Raw genomic sequence first — 18,967 nt, forward strand, 5'->3', positions numbered from 1 at the left:
TATGGATGCTTTTAAAACGGTACGAGAAATTCGTGACGCGATTCGGGATGGGAAGCTGACGGCTGTTGAAGCTACAGAGTCAACCTTAGCAGATATCAAAAAGCGTGATGGCGAAATTCACGCATTCTTGGAGTTGTTTGAAACAGACGCGCTTGCCCAGGCTAAGAAGATAGATGAGTTGAAGAAAAATGGGGAAGTCTTGCCGCCCCTCGCTGGTGTTCCGGTCGCAATCAAAGACAACATGCTCTACAAGGGGCATACGGCAAGTTGCGGTTCAAAAATTCTCGCCGAGTACAAGAGCGCGTACACCTGTACCGCTGTTCAGAGACTTGTCGATGCGGGCGCGGTGATTATCGGTCGTACAAACATGGACGAGTTCGCCATGGGATCGTCTACGGAGACGAGTGCCTTTGGAAATACGATGAACCCATGGGATAAGAAGAAGGTTCCTGGCGGTTCGTCTGGTGGTTCAGCTGCTGCCGTGGCTGCAGGCTTTGTCCCGGCCTCCCTCGGTTCTGATACGGGTGGTTCGATCAGGCAGCCGGCGTCACTCACGGGTATTGTTGGCCTGAAGCCAACGTACGGTCGAGTTTCGCGTTATGGTGTAACAGCGTTGTCATCCAGCCTCGACCAAATTGGTCCATTTGCTCATACCGTTGAAGATGCGGCGATGATTCTTGAGGCCATAGAAGGACGCGATGAGCATGATGCAACAAGTGTCGACCTTGAAGAAACGACTGTTGGTGAATTGTTGACCCCGGACTTCAAGGGCTTGCGAGTTGGCGTACCGAAAGAATATTTTATTGACGGGATGGACGAGGATATCGCTAAACTGACACGCGAGGCTATAGAAGTGTTTAGAAAAGGGGGAGCTGAAATTATCGAGATGTCTCTGCCACTTACGCCTTACGCCTTGCCAACATACTACATCATTCAGCCAGCTGAAGCGTCGAGCAACTTAGCTAGGTTTGACGGCATGCGTTACGGCACTCGCGCACCTGGGACGCTTGAGGAAAGTTATTTGAACGCTCGTGGTGATGGCTTCGGCGCAGAGGTCAAACGACGTATCATGCTCGGCACGTTTATTCTGTCCGCCGGTTATTTTGACGCCTTTTACAAGAAAGCCCTGGCTGTAAGAACTGCTCTCAGAAAAGAATTTGATGAGGCTTTCAAGCAGGTCGACGTGATCATCGGTCCAACCTCGCCAACTGTTGCTTGGAACTTGGGCGAGAAGTTCAATGACCCGCTGGCTATGTACTTGGCCGACATCTTTACGACTGCTGGGAACATTGCCGGTATTCCCGGAATTTCGATTCCTTGTGGTTTTGCGCATGATCTTCCGGTAGGTCTCCAGCTCCAGGCCAAACCTTTTGGCGAAGCTGTCCTCTTCCGCGCCGCCGCCGCCTACGAGAAACAGACTGGCTGGAATAAATACTATCCAAAAGCATGATTCCCTTTATTGAGTGGCACACAATCCAGTTTGGCCCAATAACCCTTCAAGTTTGGGGATTATTCGTGGCTCTTGGTTTTCTGCTTGGTGGGTACATGGCGGCCCGCATGGCAAAGGCCCGGGGGGAGAATCCGAACGTGGTGTATGAGCTTGGGCCGTGGTTGATTCTCGCCGGACTAGTCGGCGGCAGACTGGGCGACGTACTGTTATATCGTCCCGGCTTCTACCTTCAGAATCCGCTCGAGATCATCATGTTGTGGCACGGGGGAGCGAGTTTTTTTGGCGGATTGATTGCGTGTATTGCCGTGATCGTTTGGTATCTGCGTAAGAAGCAGCTCGACTTCTGGAAGTACGCTGATGTCATGGCGTTTGGTTTGCCATTTGGTTACGCGCTCGCGCGGGTTGGCTGCTTTCTCATCCATGACCATCCAGGGACAGCGACTGATTTTATCCTTGGCGTGAGATATCCTGACGGCATTATTCGCCACGATCTAGGTCTTTACCACATGATCGACGGCGCAATCCTCGGCCTCTTGTTTTTGTGGCTCTCGCGGAAACCTCGTCCGGTGGGTATGTACCTGGCGACATTTACAGTATGGTACGGCGTCACCCGTTTCTTTTTAGATTTTCTCCGCGCCGCCGAAACCATGTATCTTGGTCTGACTCCCGCGCAATATCTTTCTATCGGCCTCGTTATTTTTGGCGTCTGGCTTTTCCGACGCATGTGGACAACGTCGTTCGTGAACGACGTTGTGGATAACACATAGCTCGAAAACTTCCTAGATAAAGTAAACTTGGCCGGTATGAATGAACAAATCCAGCCACAGCCAGCTCCTCAGGTCCCACAGACAGCAAACGGTTTCTTTGATGGAAACCCACGCACCATGTACGCGTTCGGTTTGGTGACTGGTCTTGCCTTGGCACTTCTTTTAAATAATTTTACGGGCATCTCCTTGGCCTCTAACGGCGCACGCACTCCGCTCCCCAGCACTCCGCCTTCCCAGCAGGATCCTGGTACCCCGCCAGCCGCCGGTCCGCTGGCTGCAGTTCAGCCGAACGAGCACATTAAGGGCGATTTGAAGAAAGCTAAGGTGCTCGTTGTTGAGTATTCCGATTTCCAGTGCCCATTCTGTGGGCAGCATCATCCGTCACTTCAGCAGATGGTGTCTGACTACGGCGATCAAGTGGCCTGGGTTATGCGCAACTTCCCGCTCACGAGCATTCATCCGAATGCCGTGCCGGCAGCTAACGCCGCAGAATGTGCTTCAGAACAGGGTAAATATTGGGAATTCGGCGACGTACTCATGGAGAACCAGACTTCACTTAGCGACGACTACTACAAGACAGTTGCTGGTAATTTGAAGTTGAACATGAAGAAGTTTAATGACTGTTACGCCAACAAGAAGTATCAGTCAGTAATTGATGCCGATGTGGACAGCGGCAGCGTGGCCGGCGTCAATGGCACTCCAGCCACCTTCATTAACGGTCAATTAGTTTCTGGTGCGGTTCCGTACTCAACACTCAAGTCAATGATTGATGCTGAGTTGGCAAAATAAAGTTATTAAATAACTACAAAAACATCGAGCCTAGCGCTCGATGTTTTTGATTTAGCCGAATAATTTTGCGAAGAGACCCTTTTTAGCTTTTTTTACCTGTTGATTCGTTCGGTTATCCGTTTTGGCTTCGTGATTCACCCAGCCATTAATTCTTGCCATCTCTTTCTCAATCGTTGGCCCGTCATATTCGCCGGAGTGGGCGTGGCCCTCACCGTAGCTAGGTTTCTTTTGGTCTAGATGCAGATTAAATGAAACCGATGACGCGTCGCCTTCAACGTATAGGTGGAAGCGCGGATAGAACTCCGGAGTCAGACGGATAACAAAACTTTCCTCGCCAGTTTGCGGGTCACGGAAAGGGGAATAACCAGCCTTGCGTAGGACGGCGAGGGGATTTTGAACGACGGTTGCAGGGTAAGCTTTTTTCATACTGCTGAAATATATCACCAGAAAGGATTGTAGACACGTGCGGAGGCTGGTACAGTTCCTCCGTTATTTTTTTCTTTTTTGTATGCGCAAGCAATCAGTTGATACATATTTGAAGACGGCGGGAGCTGTCACCATGGCGGCGTTGGTACTTATTGGCGCCGGCTGCGCCGGGAACGCTCCGGTAGTTACAGAATCAACCGTACAGGAGGTAGCTGAAGGAGAATCGCCTTTCGAGCCAGTTGCCACGCCCACGGACAAACCGGCGGTTGTTTCTAATGTCTACAAGAATGGAACTTATACCGCTGTTGGCAACTACAATTCGCCGGCCGGCTCTGAAGAAATCAAGGTGACCATTACGCTCAAAGAGGACATTATTACTGATGCTACCGTGGTAGCCATGGCGACTAACCCAAAGTCTGTCTTCATGCAGGGGCGTTTTATTGAAGGCTACAAGACGCTCGTGATCGGGAAGAAAATCGACGAGGTACAATTGACCGTTGTTTCAGGTTCTTCATTGACCCCAAAGGGTTTCATAGAAGCATTGGCAGAGATTAAGGCGCAGGCCAAGGTCTAATATGATTGAACGGTTCGAATTCGACGCGATCGGGACCCACTGGACCGTTGATATTTTGGGCGAAATCACTTCAGACGCGCTGACAGAGCTGAAACGTCGAATCGCAGAACGGATCGAAACATTCGATCAAACATATTCGCGTTTTCGGGATGATTCGCTCGTCACGCAGATAGCAAAAAAAGAAGGGGTGTACGCCTTCCCAAGGGATGCGAAGCCTCTTTTTGCTTTGTACGAGCAGGTGTATCGCTCGACGAACGGACACGTTACGCCGCTCATTGGCCAGGTGCTCGTGGACGCCGGCTATGATGCGCAGTATTCATTAGTTGAAGGCACACTGACGAGTCCGCCGCCTTGGGAAGATGTTATGAAGTTCGATCCTTCCAATAATCATCTCGTGGTCATGCATCCCGGCGTACTCCTTGATTTTGGCGCGGCGGGCAAGGGCTACCTTATAGATATTGTTGGCGAGCTCATTGAGCGCGAAGGATTCCCGGCCTACATGATTAACGCGGGCGGCGACATTCGCCACCGAGGAGCTGAAGCGATTCGCGTAGGACTTGAACACCCCGACAGACTGGACATGGTCATCGGCACAGTGCTGATCCAAAACCAAAGTATTTGTGGTTCAGCTGGTAATCGCCGGACGTGGGGGAGGTTTCATCACATCATTGACCCGTTTAAGCTTGAAAGCCCGCGCCACATTATTGCGATTTGGACGCTCGCGAGTTCCACCCTCCTCGCCGACGCGATGACGACGGCCTTTATGTTCGCCGATGCCGACGTTTTACGACGCGAGTATCCGGTGGGTTATCTCATCATGTACGCGGATTACACTTTCAAATATTCTTTCGGTTTCGAGCCCGGTATTTTTGCGGAATAAAACAAAAACACCCGCATCTTGTGCAAGTGATTTTATGGTCGGGCTGGCGGGACTCGAACCCACGGCCTCTTCGTCCCGAACGAAGCGCGCTACCAACTGCGCTACAGCCCGTCGATGAATCAATATATAAATCAATGGCGGAAGGGGCGAGATTCGAACTCGCGGTGAGTTTCCCCACACACGCTTTCCAAGCGTGCGCACTAGGCCACTATGCGACCCTTCCGTATTTTTTTCTCAATGGTCGGGCTGGCGGGGGTTGAACCCACGACCTCTTGCACCCCATGCAAGCGCGCTACCACTGCGCTACAGCCCGTCTGTAGAACGGCCATAGAGTACCGTATCTTTTCTGCAGGCGCAAGAACGACGTTCTTGTCGTTTTTCTTGTATACTAGGATCAACTTATTGATCATCATCTGTATGCCTGAAGGAATGGGCTCGCCGGAGAGAAAACTGTTTGATCCCGCAAAGAAGGTCGAGAACAAGGCTTCTTTTGCGGCCATGAATAAAGAACTGGGGGTGAGGCCGGCCGTTGAGGCTGCGGGCAGATGGAAGAAGGTTGATCGTTCTGAAAAGAAAGCGGAAGTCGTTCCAGTCCAAGAGTTAGCTCAGGATTCGTTGTCAGAAGATGACATTGGGACGGATGAACAAGAATTAGCTGTAGAGAATAAAGAAAATGAAGCTGACGCGCTGTTGGATCAATGGGTCGATTATTTATCTGATCCGGGGGTTAGCATGATGTCAGAGTCGGGTAAGGTGTTGGTTGACGTCCAGAAGCTTTATGATCTGGGACTGACCGAGAAGAGCTTGGGCGATATTCGGAAGAAAGCTGCGGCCAGAAGCGCCCCAGTCAAACGTGACGTATACGGACAGGCCGGACAGGAGAAGGCCGCATAACTACGGGTAAATAAATAATTTATGCAGAAGACAAAACACGCTGAACGAGGGGATAACCGTGAGACACTGGTCGAACATCGCGACACTTATGAACAGTGGCGCGAGCTTTTGGTTGCTGAGCACATTCTGTCTGAAAACGGTCTGATTGATGTTGAGCTGCTCGAAAAGAAACACCCGAACGTGCTCGATAAGAACCAAATTATTTGGCTTGAGGCCATGCAGAAGGGCGAGATTATTGAAGAGGGGGACGACGTTGAACTGGACGATCCCGAGGCTGTCGAAGAAGCCCAACCAGTGACTCCTGTTAAACAGCCGGCTGAAAACCGTGAACCCGAACCTGAACCAGAGGCTGCTGAAGATGAGTCTGTCGAAGAAGTTGATAAGGATCTAGCTCTGCCGCCTGTGCCTAAGAAAAATCGCAAGGCAAAGGCTGAGGCTGAGCGGACTTATAAAATTGGCGATGTCTTTAAAATTCAAGTTGAGGCGGGCAATGCACCGGAAGAGGTGACCGTGACAAAAATAACTAGGGACGCAATTCATTTGGCCCCTTCTGAAGATGATGAGTCCGAGTATTCAGTTCGCCCTGAGGAGTTAGCGGAGATGATCGTTTCATAGCTGTCTATGATGGGCGAACGCCGGCAAGAATCAGCTCCGCCAATGTCTGAGCGTGAAGCTCGGAAGGTTAAGCTTGGAGAAAAACTGAAGCAGTTGTACGCGGAAGAGGACGCATATAAAGAGCATGGTGATGCTGGCGAATTAGCTACGGTTGAGGATGAAATTCAGAATGTTCAGCTAGAGATGGATGATGTCCCCAAGACTAAGTGGGCCGAGATTAAGGCTAATGCCCGAGCAAAGGATAAGGCTGAGGTCAGGCGGATCATGGGTGATCAATATATTCCTGAACACACCATTTCTGATAGACCTATTTCTGAGTTAGCTGGAGAAGCGGCGGCCGATGTAGAGCAACGGGAAAACGAAGAGATTCTTTTGGATCCTCGCGAGATGTTTGCTGATGCGGCTGATGCCGATGAGCGTGGGGAGTCAATCACTGGAGTTGGATCAACCGAATACGCGTCACTCAAGCGCGCTGATCGGGAAGCCAGAGTAGCGGTGCTGAAGAAAGCGGTTGAGAAGATGTTCAAGGAAACAAGTACCAAGAAGGTTGCTTGATACGTCGTTCGCGAACGACGTATCTTGACACTATAAACTGGCAGTCTATAATTGAGAGTGCTAATGTACTCTCTTTTATGTTGAATGAACGCCAGGCCCAGGTCTTGCGCTATATCGTTGACGAATACGTCCGTACAGCGGAACCGGTCAGCTCTAAGGGGCTGTGTGACCGCTACGCGCTTGACTGTTCGTCCGCTACGGTCAGAAATGACATGGCTGTGCTAGAGGCCGAGGGTCTCGTGACCCAGCCACATACGTCGGCTGGCAGAGTGCCGACGGAACTCGGGTATCGGTACTACATCGCGAACTCGATTCCATCTGACAGGCCGCGGACAGTGCATATCAATGTCACCATTAAAGCCATCGGTCGAGCGCCGGACTTTGAAGAACGGCTGAAGGGTCTCGGTGAAGCGCTAGCTGATGCGTCCGGCGATGCGGTGATGCTCGCGACTACTAAACCTTGGAGTGCCACGCTCGGCATTCCGAACCTGCTGCGCAAACCCGATTTTAGAACCGAAGAATCAATTCTCAAGTTAGCCGAGTCACTTGACCAGTTCGACGGCGCGTTACGAACGCTCCTACACAAAACCGACGATGACGTGCAAGTAATTCTAGGCGAAGGCAATCCGTTCGGGTCAGACCTCGGCAGCGTTGTCATCAGACATAGATTACCTGACGGCGAACGCGGCATCATGGGCATAGTTGGCCCCATGCGCATGGACTACGGCAGAAACATCGCCCTCTTAAACCAGGCGAAGAAAATGATTGAGCAACCATTATTAGTATGAGCGAAGAACCGAAAAATGTAGATGTAGGGGTCGACCCAGGCGTCGACCCAATACCGAACGATTTGGAAATCAAATGCGCCGAATATCTCTCCGGCTGGAAGCGCGCCTTAGCCGATTACGAAAATCTGCAGAAATCGAACGCCCAAACCCGAGAAGAAGACCGCCGACGTGTGCGGATGGGCATGGCCGACGATTTGCTCCCCGTCATCGACAACTTCGGCTACGTGACAAAGCATGTGCCCGACGTTTCCGGATGCAGCGATGAGTTCAAGAAAAAGTTCGACACCTGGTTTACCGGTATCCAACACATCGATCGACAATTCACTGAAGCCTTGAAAGGTCTCGGCGTCGAAGCGATCGAATCCGTTGGTAAGCCATTTGACCCAAAATTGCACGAAGCTGGCGGGTCGAAAAAGGACGAATCGAAGCCAGACGGCGAAGTGCTTGAAGAAATAATTAAAGGCTGGAAGTTTGGTGATGTTGTTTTGCGACCATCAAAAGTAATTGTGAATGAAAAATAATATGGGAAAAATTCTTGGAATCGATTTGGGAACTACGAACTCCTGCATGGCCGTGATGGAAGGCGGACAGCCGAAGGTTCTTGAAAACAAAGAGGGAATGCGCACCACGCCGTCCATGGTTGGATTGACGAAGGGCGCGGAGCGCGTTGTTGGCATGCCGGCTAAGCGACAGGCGGTGACGAACCCGAAGAATACCCTTTACTCCGTGAAGCGCCTTATTGGACGCCGGTTTTCTGATAGTGAAGTGCAGCGCGATATCAAGATGATGCCGTACGAAATTGTGCAGCGCGGCGAGGGTGTTGCTATTAAGCTCGGCGACAAAGATTTTTCGCCACAGGAAATTGCGGCGATGATTCTTGGAAAGATGAAGGCTGATGCAGAAGAGAAGCTTGGCGAAAAGATTTCTGAGGCAATCATCACCGTTCCAGCGTATTTTGATGACGCTCAGCGTCAGGCCACGAAAGATGCAGGCGAGATCGCCGGCCTCAAGGTTTTGCGTATCATCAATGAACCAACTGCTGCAGCTCTTGCCTACGGCTTCGACAAGAAAGTTGGTCAGAAGATTGCGGTGTATGACCTCGGAGGCGGAACGTTCGACGTTTCGGTTCTCGACGTATCCGAGGGAACTGTCGAGGTATTAGCGACCAACGGTGATACGCACCTGGGTGGTGATGACTTCGACATGGTCATCATGAAATGGATCATGGACGAGTTTAAGAAACTCGAGGGCGTTGACCTCGGAGGCGATGCGCTTGCTATGCAGCGTATTAAAGATGCGGCCGAGAGAGCGAAGATCGAACTCTCGACGGCGAATGAAACGGAAATCAACCAGCCGTTCATTACATCTGGTGCAGAAGGTCCAAAGCATCTGGTGCTGAAGCTTACGCGTGCGAAGCTTGAAGAACTCGTCATGCCACTCATAGAGAAGACCTTTGGTCCCGTGAAGCAGGCAATTGCTGATGCTAAGCTCGACGCGAAATCTATCGGTGAGATTGTTATGGTGGGTGGAATGACCCGCATGCCGTTGGTTTTGAAGAAGGTAGAAGAATACTTCGGTAAGAAACCAAACGTCACCGTGAACCCGGATGAAGTTGTGGCCGTGGGCGCAGCGATTCAGGCTGGTGTTCTCCAGGGCGACGTGAAGGACATTTTGCTCCTCGACGTGACCCCGCTTTCCCTTGGTCTTGAAACGATGGGTAATGTGTTTACTAAGGTCATCGACAAGAACACGACCATTCCAACTTCCAAGTCTCAAGTATTCTCGACGGCCACGGATAACCAGCCGGCCGTGACGATTCGTATTGCCCAGGGCGAGCGCTCCATGTTCGGCGATAACAAGTTGCTCGGACAGTTCGACCTTTCCGGTATTCCGCCAGCCCCGCGCGGTGTTCCGCAGATTGAGGTGAAGTTCGATATCGACGCGAACGGCATCTTGCACGTTTCGGCGACCGATAAGGCTTCGAACAAGACGCAAACGATTGCAATCACGTCGTCTTCTGGACTTTCAAAGGACGAAATCGAGAAAATGAAGCAGGACGCTGAAGCCCACGCAGATGAGGATAAGAAAAAGCGCGATTTGTCCGAAACCCGCAACATTGCTGATACAACCGTGTACACTGTTGAGAAGATGATGGTAGATTTCAAGGACAAGATGTCTGACGACGAAAAGAAAGACCTCCAGACCAAGATCGACGCCGTGAAAGCTGTGAAGGACGGCGAGGATGTCGAAAAGATGAAGTCTACGGCCGAAGAACTCTCGAAAGCCGCACAAACAATTGGCGCCAAGATGTATCAGCAGAACCCCACGCCAGAAACCGCACCAGCTGGTGAAGCAAAGCCGGAAACGAAAGATGCAGAGTTTACGGAGAAGAAGGATAACGGACAGGGATCTTCCTCATAATTCATAACTCATCTTGTGAACCCCACCAAAGAATACGCCTTGATCTGTGAGTTCGCTTCAATGAGCGTCAACGGACTCCAGAGCTACATTCATGTATTCGACCGCACCACGTTCCAGCCGGGCGCGCCGGTGGCGTTGCGTGGGTTCTTTGCGACGCGATTGACTAACCTTCCGGAGGAGAGCGACATGGAGGTTTATGTGACGGACGGATCGAATACCCTCGTAGACGGCGGGCAGTTGTTTAAGAACAAGATTAAGGGCCCGGCCGCCAACCTGGTTGCACGGATTCCTAATCTTCCCGTAAAGTCTGTTGGCGAGTACCGCATCTGGGCGCGTGTTGACGGCGGAGAGCCGGTGCACCTCTGCACCTGGGAGGCCGTCACACAACCCACCGCTTAACCCACTCATTAACCTTCTCTTTTACCTACTTCTCTATGTCATTTATAGACAAGCTCAAGGGCATGTTCGGCCCCAAGCACGCACATCATCCGCACGAACACTCGCGGGAGGAATGTGATTGTGAAAACGATCCAGAGGCAAAGGAGGTTTGCGAGTGCGGAAAAGAAAACTGCACGCCGGAGAATTGTGAGAAAGAAGGCGGTTGTGATTGCGGGCATGCACACTAGTGTAAAACGTAAAGTGTTAAAGTATTAAAGTCTGATGTGATCAAGAGGAAAGAATTTTTGCAGTTTGAGAATCTTGAAGTATGGAAAAAATCGCGAGAGCTGGTTTCTTTCATCTACTCCTCAACTAGACTGATACAGGACCGAAGTTTCAAAGATCAACTTCAGCGTGCGGGACTGTCCATAATGAATAATTTGGCCGAAGGGCATGAAGCTGGCTCGGCGAAAGCGAATATTCGATACTTGAAGATCGCGAAGGCATCCAGCGGCGAAGTGAGATCGATGTTTTACGCAGCAAAAGATCTCAAGTTTGTGGGTGCGGAGAGATCGACGGACGGGATTACTCGAGCTACCGAGATTTCGAAAATGATCACCGGATACATCAAGAGCCTTCAGTAGGATTTCAGACTTTAATCTTTACGCTTTAATACTTTAATCTCCTGTGCCCAAAGACTACTACTCAATCTTGGGCGTCGACAAGTCCGCCAACGAGGACGAGGTTAAGCGTGCCTTTAGAAAACTGGCGCATGAGCATCATCCTGATAAGGGAGGGAAGGAGGAGAAGTTCAAGGAGATCAATGAGGCGTACCAAGTACTCGGCGATAAGGAGAAGCGCGCGAGATATGACCAGTACGGAAGCGCCGAGGGGCCTCAAGGCTTTGGAGGTTTTGGTGGCGGTGGATCTGGGTTCGAGGGATTCGACCCGAACCAGTTTGGCGATCTCGGCGATATTTTTGGAAATTTCTTTGGCGGGGGAGGAAGAGGTCGAACGCAGAAAGGCTCTGATTTACAAATGGATGTCACGCTCACTTTTTCGGAGAGCGTGTTTGGGGTGACTCGAGAAATTAATTTGAACAAGTCGAACGCGTGTGACCGTTGTGCAGGACTCGGCGGAGAGCCGGGAAGCAAAATGCATGAATGCGAGACTTGTAAGGGTAAAGGATTCGTCGTTGTGAATCAGCGGACGCTTTTGGGAACCATGCAGGTTCGCCAGAATTGTTCTACGTGTCATGGCAAGGGCGAGAAGCCGGAGAAGGTTTGTTCAACCTGCAACGGACAAGGAACCGTGCGTTCGAAGAAGACACTTCGAGTTGATATTCCAGCGGGAGTTGAAGACCGCATGCAAGTGCGCGTACGCGGCGAGGGCGAGAGCATTGGCGTGGCTGGTGAACCCGGCGACCTCTATTTGAACTTGCACGTTACGGCCGACAAGCGATTCAACCGAGACGGCTCGACTATCTATTCTGAAAAGAACATCGGCTTCACTCAGGCAGCACTTGGCGACAGCGTCGAAATTGATACCGTTGATGGGAAAGTCGACCTGAAGATTCCCGCCGGCACACAGTCCGGAACCGAGCTAAGGCTACGAGGCAAGGGAGTGCCGACCGGTCGCGGACGGGGTGATCATATTGTGGTTATTAAGGTAACAACGCCGACTAAACTCGATAAAAAAACACGAGACTTTTTAGAGCAAGCAAATTTGCGGGAGGCTTAGTGTTTGTAAGCTCGTGTATATTTTTTCGGGATGTGTTAACCTCCGAATGTTTTATAGGGGGGGTAACATGGTTTATCGGACATTCGACGTGACTGACGTGGGGAAGGTGGCGATTGCCTTCTATGATCGGGGGCCGTTTGACGAGGTGGTGTGGAGCGTGATTGCTGAGGTGAAGGGGAACCTGCTGATTCCTGCCGTGTGTCGTTCCCAGCTTGGGCTCAGATCCTTTGAGCGGCTGGAAGATGGTGAGATCGTAGCCCGCTACGCGGGCGGAGGTCTTAACAAATTCCCGTGCGACGCTTTCTTCATTGGCACGCCGGAAGAATGTGCCAAGGAGTGGAACTCGAAGATGAAGAAGTACTTGCCGCAAATCACGAAAGTCGTGGAGAACGTGGGTTTCGAAGTACCCATCCCTGACTACCTGATTCGCCAAGTCATGTTGCTCAAAGATCACGGGCAAGATGCTATTTTGCTCGCCCTTGATGGGGTAGCGGTGCGGAGTGACGGACGGGTAGAGCTCTTCCAGCGGCCACCGAAAACCGGCACCTACATCCTTCCGCGAGAGATTTCTCGGATCCCTGAGCGTCGGTACAAGAACCTCAAGTTCACGTACACGCCGGCGGAGGCCAGCGAGGAGCCGTTTCTCGTGCAACTCGCGTCGTTGTGACCGTTTGCGTTGACCGCTTGCTCTTCATGGGGCGAGCGGTTATTCTTTTACTAACTATGTTGCCCATTTTCTTCACGAACACCCTGTCTAAAGCTAAAGAGGAGTTCAAACCCCTCGTGCCTAAAAAAGCGGGCGTCTATACGTGCGGTCCGACCGTTTATGACCGAGCACATATCGGGAATTTGCGGTCGTTTATTTTTGCTGATGTACTTCGTCGAACACTCGAAGCAAACGGCTACGAGGTGAAGCACGTTATCAACATTACGGACGTCGGTCATCTTGTCAGTGATGCTGATGAGGGCGAGGATAAGATGGAGAAGGGTTCAAAGCGGGCAGGGAAGACTGCATGGGAAGTGGCCGAGGAGTACACGAAGTTATATTTGGCTGATTCCGAGCGATTGAATTTGCTCGAGCCGACCGTTCGACCAAAGGCGACAGATCACATCAAAGAGCAAGTAGAGATGATCGAGGCGCTCGAAAAGAACGGACACACATATCGGATAACTGATGGCATCTATTTCGATACTTCAACGTTGGCAGATTATGGTCGACTCTCCGGTCAGAAACTTGAAGACAAAGAGGCTGGTGCTCGAGTAGACATGGGCGAGAAGAAAAATACGTCAGATTTCGCGCTCTGGAAGTTTTCGCCGGAGGGGGAGAAGCGGCAGATGGAATGGGAATCTCCTTGGGGCGTTGGTTTCCCAGGTTGGCATATTGAATGCTCGGCCATGAGCGAGAAGTATCTTGGCGTGCCGTTCGACATCCACACTGGCGGAATCGACCATATCGCTGTTCATCATGAGAACGAACTCGCACAAACCGAGGGAGCTCGAGGCAAGCTCGAAGCCAACTATTGGCTACACAACGAGTTTCTGATGGTTGATGGGGGCAAGATGAGCAAATCGCTCGGGAATGGTTATACGATTGCGGACATTGCCGACAAAGGCTTCTCGCCGATGGCTTTTAGATACTTTGTGCTCGGTGCGCACTACAAGACCCCGCAGAACTTCACCTGGGAGGCGATGACGGGTGCGCAGAATGCTCTCGATAACCTAATCGACGCAGCCCGTGAGTTGCCAGAGCCGAGCGAGGTAGACGAAGTACTAAAGGAAAAGTTTTTGACGATTATTAATAATGATCTTGATACGCCAAATGCGTTGGCGTGCCTTTTTGAGGTGTTGAAGGATGACGGTCTCATGCCGGCCACCATTTCCGCTACGCTCACATTCTTTGACTCGGTGCTTGGTCTCGGACTCTATCGGTACATTGGCATTCCTCTCCTCGTCCCACAGGAAGTCGAGGAGCTCGCCGAACAACGCGCTGAGGCACGAAAAGAAAAGAACTGGAAAGAATCTGACAGACTCCGCGACGTCATTGCGGGTCTTGGTTTCGTTGTCGAAGATGGCAAAGTGGGGCAGAAGATTCGTGAACGTCGATAAAACTGAAAGTCACAGATTGTGACTTCCAAACTTGAAATCACAAATTGTGATATCAAGTTATAAATTTCAACAGATATGAGTAAACCAGATATTTCTCTGATTCCGGGTGAGCGAATTGAGTCGCGTATTTTTTTTGTCAGGGGCAAGAAGATCATGTTTGATCGGCATCTGGCCGAGCTCTACGGCGTGACAACGGGCGCTCTCAACCAGGCTGTCGTCCGCAACAAGTCTCGATTCCCTGAAGACTTCATGTTTCGTCTAACAAAAGAAGAGATCGAGGTTTTCAAATCACAATTTGTGATTTCAAACCGTTCACTTATTCGAGGGCGGTACGTTCCTTATGCGTTCACAGAACAGGGTGTAGCTATGCTGTCGACCGTTCTTAAGAGCAAGAAAGCGATCCAGGTAAACATCCAAATCATTCGAACCTTTACGAAGCTTCGTGAGATGATCGCGAGCAATGCGGAGTTGCGAAAGAAGCTTGATAATCTTGAACGGAAATACGACGATCAATTCAGCGCGGTTTTTAAGGCGATCAAATCGCTGATTATTGAGAAGGACGTCCCGAAGAAGCCGATTGGGTTTTAGTTGACGTAGGCTGTTGAAAGGTCTACTTTGGTTTGGCTTTGGAGGCACCATGGACGAAGTGCGTATTGGTCCGGGAGTGAAAGTAAGGACGTTGACGCGACAGGTGCTCGAGCGTGGCCCGGTAACGGGAATGTTCCGTCCCTACACGCGTGGAGCTGACGACGTAACCACGCACGCGGCTGAGCCAAACCGTCGGGCGTTGAGCGGGTTCATGTTTTCCGTTCAGGGGCAGACTGAAGAGCACATGCTTCACTACGAGCACAAGCTCGTGGAGGACTATTGTCGGAGCAACAACGTGGAGTTCAGTGGCTATGCGCGGCTGTCGCTTGATGGTGACGTACTCGTCCTGCAGCCGCTCAGCCGTCACGGCGAGCCAGCCAGTCCGCCGCACCGCATCCCGTTTGTTCCGAAGATGGACTCGGCTAAAGAGCCGGCCCGACAGATGTTCCTCATCGAGACACCGAGCGACGAAGCTCCAGAGCCAAAGAAAAAGTGACACGTTTTCGTATAGGCCGTCCGGCGTCCCGGGCGGCTTTTCCTTTTGGATACAAAAAAGCCGCCGAGCCCGTATAGGGTCAACAGCGGATTTTTATTTCGGCACAAGCACCTCTGCCATGACAAGCAAGAAAGAGGGCTTAAACAGTAGACCTGGTCTAGATACTATCCGGACGCTTTAACCTTTACCTAGGACGTGAGTCTTCGTGAAGGGGAATACTGTTCAATTACCTTTCTACTGCGTAACAAGCTGTTCGCTCTAGAAACCTCTGAAATCGTTGCTTTTTGCAAAAAGTCACGTATTCAAGAAGAGATTATTATACCACAACGGTGGGTTTCTGTCAATGCTGGCGCGGTTTGTATGATAAAATACTGTTATGGCCTTTGATTTGACATCACCGTCGCCGGAGATTAAGAAATCGCCGGAAGTTCTACAAACCCCTGAGGCCCAGGAGGTTTCAGTTGAAGTTCCGCATGTAGAGCCGGTGGTTGAACCGCAGCCAGCAACTCAACAGCCTGCGTCAGAACCTGAAGTTGTTGTTGTTCCCGCCGCTCCGGTTGCAACTAACGTTCAGATGGCGACCGATGATAAGTACGCGCGTATTTATAAAAAAGTTGATGACGCCTTTGGAAATAAACGAATAGCCCCGCTCTTTAAGGGGCTGTCTCCGGCGGGTCAGCAGGAAGCTTTAACCGAGGGCGCAAAGCTTACGCGGAGGATTGCGGACATGATTTATCGGAATGATTTAAAGGATCATGAAGTGCTCGTTGGGACACGAAAATGGCTGAGTATTTTTCCAAAGCACGAAAAGAAGACACAAAAAGCATTTTTGGAACAAGAGGCCAAGCTTGATCTTGAGACAGCTCAACGAATTGCGGAAGAAGAAAAGCAAATTCTGTGATCGAAGACGGAGGAATTCAACTTGCACAAAATGATCTCGGCTTAGGAGCTGATCCAATTTTTGGTTCAACAGACACTGCGGGGATTGCTGAGCAGGCGGCGCAGTTTGATTGGGTGTCTTTGGCCTTGCCAATCGGCCTCGTACTCGGGTTAGTTTTCTTTTTTGCTCTACTAATAAATATCGTTCGCACAGCCCTGCACAAGCGCGCGCACGCCCGCGGTGGAGAGGAGCAGCTTATTACCTATCGGATCACTGTTCCCAAGTTTAAGAGTGAGGAAGAGGCTAAGAGCAGTGATTCGGCTCAGCAGACGAAAGAAAAAGTAGCTATTGCGGAGAGCATTTTTGCGGCCTTTGGCGGCTTAAAGCCAGATTCCGGCATTCACGCCTGGCTGTACGGCGAAGCTGACATCTTTTCGTTTGAGATGGTGGCCATGGATAAGCTCGTCACCTTCTTTGCGACGGTTCCCAAGAAGTACGCTAACTTCTTCGAAGAACAGATGCACGCGCAATATCCAGACGCGTACATTGAAGATGCAGGGGATTACAACATGTTTTCACCTACGGGCGTGGTGCTCGGTGGCTACTTGAAGCTGAAGCGAACAAGCGCGTTCCCCATTAAGACATATAAGGAGCTGGAGGTTGATCCGCTTAACTCGCTGACCAACGCGTTATCGAAAGTTGCCGAGGGCGACGGTCTCGCTATCCAGGTGCTCGTTCGACCAGCTCATCACCATTGGCGCGAGAAGGGCATGAAGATTGTGAAGAACATGCAGAAGGGGATGACGCTCGAGCAGGCACTCAAAGGCAGCAGCGAAGGAGGAATCGGTTCTTGGTTTGAAAGCAAAGAAGACAAAGAAAAGGCCAAGGAGAAACTGCGTGAGCGCAAGATGTCGGCTGCGGAGACGAAGATGCTCGAAGGCATTGAAAACAAACTAAGCAAGGCAGGACTCGAAACAAATGTTCGTGTTATTGCTTCAGCCTCGAGCCCCGAGGCTGCGCAGTTGTATCTGACGAACGTGATTCAAGCGTTCAGCCAATACAACATTTACGAATACGGTAATTCCTTTGAAAAGAGCATCCCGAGTTCTAAGAAAGCCATTATCGAAGGATTCATTTTCCGAACATTCGCCGAAGGGCAGAAACTCGTCATGAATACTGAGGAGCTGGCTTCACTTTGGCATTTGCCGCTTTCGACGAGTGATACGCCAAACATCCGCTGGATGCTCGCCAAGACTGCGCCAGTGCCGACGAATATCCCTACAGAAGGGTTGTGGCTCGGTACCAACACCTATCGCGGAAAGACGACAAATGTGTTCATTAAGGATGCGGACAGACGTCGTCACATGTATCTCATTGGTAAAACCGGATCCGGTAAGTCTGAGTTTATTAAGAACTTGGCCATCCAGGATATTCGCGCCGGAAAAGGTGTCTGTATTGTTGACCCGCACGGAGACTTGGCTGACGGCGTACTCGAATTGATTCCGAAAGAGAGAATCGACGACGTCATTTACTTCAATCCTTCGGATACGGATAAGCCGATGGGACTCAACATGCTCGAGTGCCCGAGCGAGGACATGCGTGATTTTGCGGTGCAGGAAATGATTAACATCTTCATGATGCTTTTTCCGCCAGAGATGATCGGTCCAATGTTTGAGCACCAGATGCGTAACTACATGTTGACCTTGATGGCTGACATCGAAAATCCTGGAACGCTCGTCGAAATCCCTCGAATGATCGCGGATGAGGAATTCCAGAAGAAGTGGGTGGCGAAGGTCAAAGATCCGGTTGTTCGAAGTTTTTGGGAAGATGAGATGGCGAAGACTTCTGATTACCACAAATCAGAAATGATGGGCTACCTTGTTTCAAAGGTTGGTCGTTTCGTCGAAAACGAGATGATGCGTAACATCATTGGCCAATCAAAATCGGCCTTCAACTTCCGCGAGATCATGGATACTGGAAAGATTTTACTCATTAACTTGTCGAAGGGTAAGACCGGTGAAGTGAACGCGTCGCTGCTTGGTTTGATCATTGTGGCGAAGATTCAGATGGCCGCTTTTGGTCGAGCTGACATGCCAGAGAAAGACAGAAAAGATTTCTATCTGTATATCGACGAATTCCAGAACTTTGTCACGCCGTCTATTGCGACCATCTTGTCCGAGGCTCGAAAGTACCGACTCAACTTGATCATGGCTCACCAGTACATGGGCCAGCTGACAAAGGACGGTAAGTCCGAGATTCGCGATGCGGTTATTGGTAACGTTGGTTCCACCTTCGTCGCTCGCGTCGGTCCGGATGACATTGACGTGCTTGGCAAGATTTTCGAGCCGACCTTCTCCGGCTATGACCTCATGAATACCCAGTTCCTCTACTGGAGCGTGAAGATTATTATCGATGGCGCTCAGGCTCAGCCCTTTACGCTTAAGGTCAACGAAAAAGAAGACGGCAATCCCAAAGTTGGTGCCGCCCTCAAGGAGATTTCGAGAATCATGTACGGCCGAGATAAGGACGAGGTAGAAGCCGACATTGCTGAACGTTCGGGGCTTAATCTGAAGAAGAAGGTCATCCCGCCTCCACCTCCGCCACCGGCTTAAACCCCGGT

Annotated in this window: 22 protein-coding genes and 3 tRNA genes; 21 read left to right on the forward strand and 4 right to left on the reverse strand. The window is 50.8% G+C overall.

Annotated elements, in window-relative coordinates:
- Window position 1: 1 nt before the first annotated feature.
- The 3 genes from gatA to WC813_01565 are packed head-to-tail and all read left to right on the forward strand — an operon-like array spanning window position 2 to window position 3,006.
- Entirely contained in the window at window positions 2–1,450 is a 1,449-nt protein-coding gene (gene gatA / locus WC813_01555) for an Asp-tRNA(Asn)/Glu-tRNA(Gln) amidotransferase subunit GatA (GenBank protein ID MFA5946689.1), read from the forward strand.
- Entirely contained in the window at window positions 1,447–2,217 is a 771-nt protein-coding gene (gene lgt, locus WC813_01560; protein MFA5946690.1) for a prolipoprotein diacylglyceryl transferase, read from the forward strand. The genes gatA and lgt overlap by 4 nt, the downstream gene beginning before the upstream one ends.
- 36 nt (window positions 2,218–2,253) lie before the next feature.
- Window positions 2,254–3,006, forward strand: a complete 753-nt coding sequence (locus WC813_01565; GenBank protein ID MFA5946691.1) for a thioredoxin domain-containing protein — start codon at window positions 2,254–2,256, stop codon at window positions 3,004–3,006.
- Window positions 3,007–3,057: 51 nt separating this feature from the next.
- Here WC813_01565 and WC813_01570 read toward each other — a convergent pair whose 3' ends face one another.
- Window positions 3,058–3,432, reverse strand: a complete 375-nt coding sequence (locus WC813_01570) for a hypothetical protein (GenBank protein ID MFA5946692.1) — start codon at window positions 3,430–3,432, stop codon at window positions 3,058–3,060.
- An 82-nt stretch (window positions 3,433–3,514) separates the two neighbouring features.
- On the opposite strand from WC813_01570, the gene WC813_01575 reads away from it, so the two are divergent.
- Window positions 3,515–4,006: a hypothetical protein gene (locus tag WC813_01575; GenBank protein MFA5946693.1), complete on the forward strand. Its 492-nt coding sequence runs from the start codon at window positions 3,515–3,517 to the stop codon at window positions 4,004–4,006.
- A gap of 1 nt (window position 4,007) precedes the next feature.
- Complete coding sequence (locus WC813_01580) at window positions 4,008–4,886, forward strand: FAD:protein FMN transferase (protein ID MFA5946694.1); 879 nt, start codon at window positions 4,008–4,010, stop codon at window positions 4,884–4,886.
- Window positions 4,887–4,921: 35 nt separating this feature from the next.
- Here the strand turns inward: WC813_01580 and WC813_01585 are convergent.
- The 3 genes from WC813_01585 to WC813_01595 all read right to left on the reverse strand — a co-directional run bounded on the left by WC813_01585 (window position 4,922) and on the right by WC813_01595 (window position 5,199).
- Window positions 4,922–4,997: transfer RNA gene (locus WC813_01585), tRNA-Pro, on the reverse strand.
- Window positions 4,998–5,021: 24 nt separating this feature from the next.
- Window positions 5,022–5,109, reverse strand: a tRNA-Ser gene (locus tag WC813_01590).
- 15 nt (window positions 5,110–5,124) lie between these two features.
- Window positions 5,125–5,199 (reverse strand) — tRNA-Pro (locus tag WC813_01595).
- Between the two features lie 104 nt (window positions 5,200–5,303).
- On the opposite strand from WC813_01595, the gene WC813_01600 reads away from it, so the two are divergent.
- From WC813_01600 to WC813_01675, 16 genes are all read left to right on the forward strand, one after another.
- Entirely contained in the window at window positions 5,304–5,780 is a 477-nt protein-coding gene (locus WC813_01600) for a hypothetical protein (protein MFA5946695.1), read from the forward strand.
- 21 nt (window positions 5,781–5,801) lie between these two features.
- The gene (locus WC813_01605; protein MFA5946696.1) at window positions 5,802–6,395 is read left to right on the forward strand and encodes a hypothetical protein; all 594 of its coding nucleotides are present in this window, start codon (window positions 5,802–5,804) and stop codon (window positions 6,393–6,395) included.
- Window positions 6,396–6,401: 6 nt separating this feature from the next.
- Window positions 6,402–6,950 (forward strand): hypothetical protein, encoded by a 549-nt coding sequence (locus tag WC813_01610; GenBank protein MFA5946697.1) that lies wholly within the window; start codon window positions 6,402–6,404, stop codon window positions 6,948–6,950.
- A gap of 77 nt (window positions 6,951–7,027) precedes the next feature.
- Window positions 7,028–7,738, forward strand: coding sequence for a hypothetical protein (locus WC813_01615; protein ID MFA5946698.1), 711 nt, complete (start codon window positions 7,028–7,030; stop codon window positions 7,736–7,738).
- Complete coding sequence (locus tag WC813_01620) at window positions 7,735–8,259, forward strand: nucleotide exchange factor GrpE (protein ID MFA5946699.1); 525 nt, start codon at window positions 7,735–7,737, stop codon at window positions 8,257–8,259. Before WC813_01615 ends, WC813_01620 begins: the two co-directional genes overlap by 4 nt.
- Window position 8,260: 1 nt before the next feature.
- Window positions 8,261–10,159, forward strand: coding sequence for a molecular chaperone DnaK (gene dnaK / locus WC813_01625; GenBank protein ID MFA5946700.1), 1,899 nt, complete (start codon window positions 8,261–8,263; stop codon window positions 10,157–10,159).
- A 15-nt stretch (window positions 10,160–10,174) separates the two neighbouring features.
- Window positions 10,175–10,558 (forward strand): hypothetical protein, encoded by a 384-nt coding sequence (locus WC813_01630; GenBank protein MFA5946701.1) that lies wholly within the window; start codon window positions 10,175–10,177, stop codon window positions 10,556–10,558.
- Between the two features lie 35 nt (window positions 10,559–10,593).
- Window positions 10,594–10,785: a hypothetical protein gene (locus WC813_01635; protein MFA5946702.1), complete on the forward strand. Its 192-nt coding sequence runs from the start codon at window positions 10,594–10,596 to the stop codon at window positions 10,783–10,785.
- 36 nt (window positions 10,786–10,821) lie between these two features.
- On the forward strand, window positions 10,822–11,181 hold the full coding sequence (locus WC813_01640; protein ID MFA5946703.1) for a four helix bundle protein: 360 nt from the start codon (window positions 10,822–10,824) through the stop codon (window positions 11,179–11,181).
- A gap of 43 nt (window positions 11,182–11,224) precedes the next feature.
- Window positions 11,225–12,277 (forward strand): molecular chaperone DnaJ, encoded by a 1,053-nt coding sequence (dnaJ, locus tag WC813_01645; GenBank protein MFA5946704.1) that lies wholly within the window; start codon window positions 11,225–11,227, stop codon window positions 12,275–12,277.
- Between the two features lie 67 nt (window positions 12,278–12,344).
- Window positions 12,345–12,944, forward strand: a complete 600-nt coding sequence (locus WC813_01650; GenBank protein MFA5946705.1) for a hypothetical protein — start codon at window positions 12,345–12,347, stop codon at window positions 12,942–12,944.
- Between the two features lie 56 nt (window positions 12,945–13,000).
- Window positions 13,001–14,383: a cysteine--tRNA ligase gene (gene cysS / locus WC813_01655; protein ID MFA5946706.1), complete on the forward strand. Its 1,383-nt coding sequence runs from the start codon at window positions 13,001–13,003 to the stop codon at window positions 14,381–14,383.
- Window positions 14,384–14,458: 75 nt separating this feature from the next.
- Window positions 14,459–14,971 carry an ORF6N domain-containing protein gene (locus WC813_01660; GenBank protein ID MFA5946707.1) on the forward strand — a complete coding sequence of 171 codons (513 nt, stop codon included), beginning with the start codon at window positions 14,459–14,461 and terminating at the stop codon, window positions 14,969–14,971.
- A gap of 49 nt (window positions 14,972–15,020) precedes the next feature.
- Window positions 15,021–15,467, forward strand: a complete 447-nt coding sequence (locus tag WC813_01665) for a hypothetical protein (protein MFA5946708.1) — start codon at window positions 15,021–15,023, stop codon at window positions 15,465–15,467.
- A gap of 376 nt (window positions 15,468–15,843) precedes the next feature.
- Entirely contained in the window at window positions 15,844–16,368 is a 525-nt protein-coding gene (locus tag WC813_01670) for a hypothetical protein (protein MFA5946709.1), read from the forward strand.
- Entirely contained in the window at window positions 16,365–18,959 is a 2,595-nt protein-coding gene (locus WC813_01675) for a type IV secretion system DNA-binding domain-containing protein (protein ID MFA5946710.1), read from the forward strand. The genes WC813_01670 and WC813_01675 overlap by 4 nt, the downstream gene beginning before the upstream one ends.
- Window positions 18,960–18,967 lie beyond the last annotated feature (8 nt).

It is taken from the genome of Patescibacteria group bacterium, assembly GCA_041659765.1.
GTDB lineage: Bacteria > Patescibacteriota > Patescibacteriia > UBA9934 > UBA9934 > JAGORL01.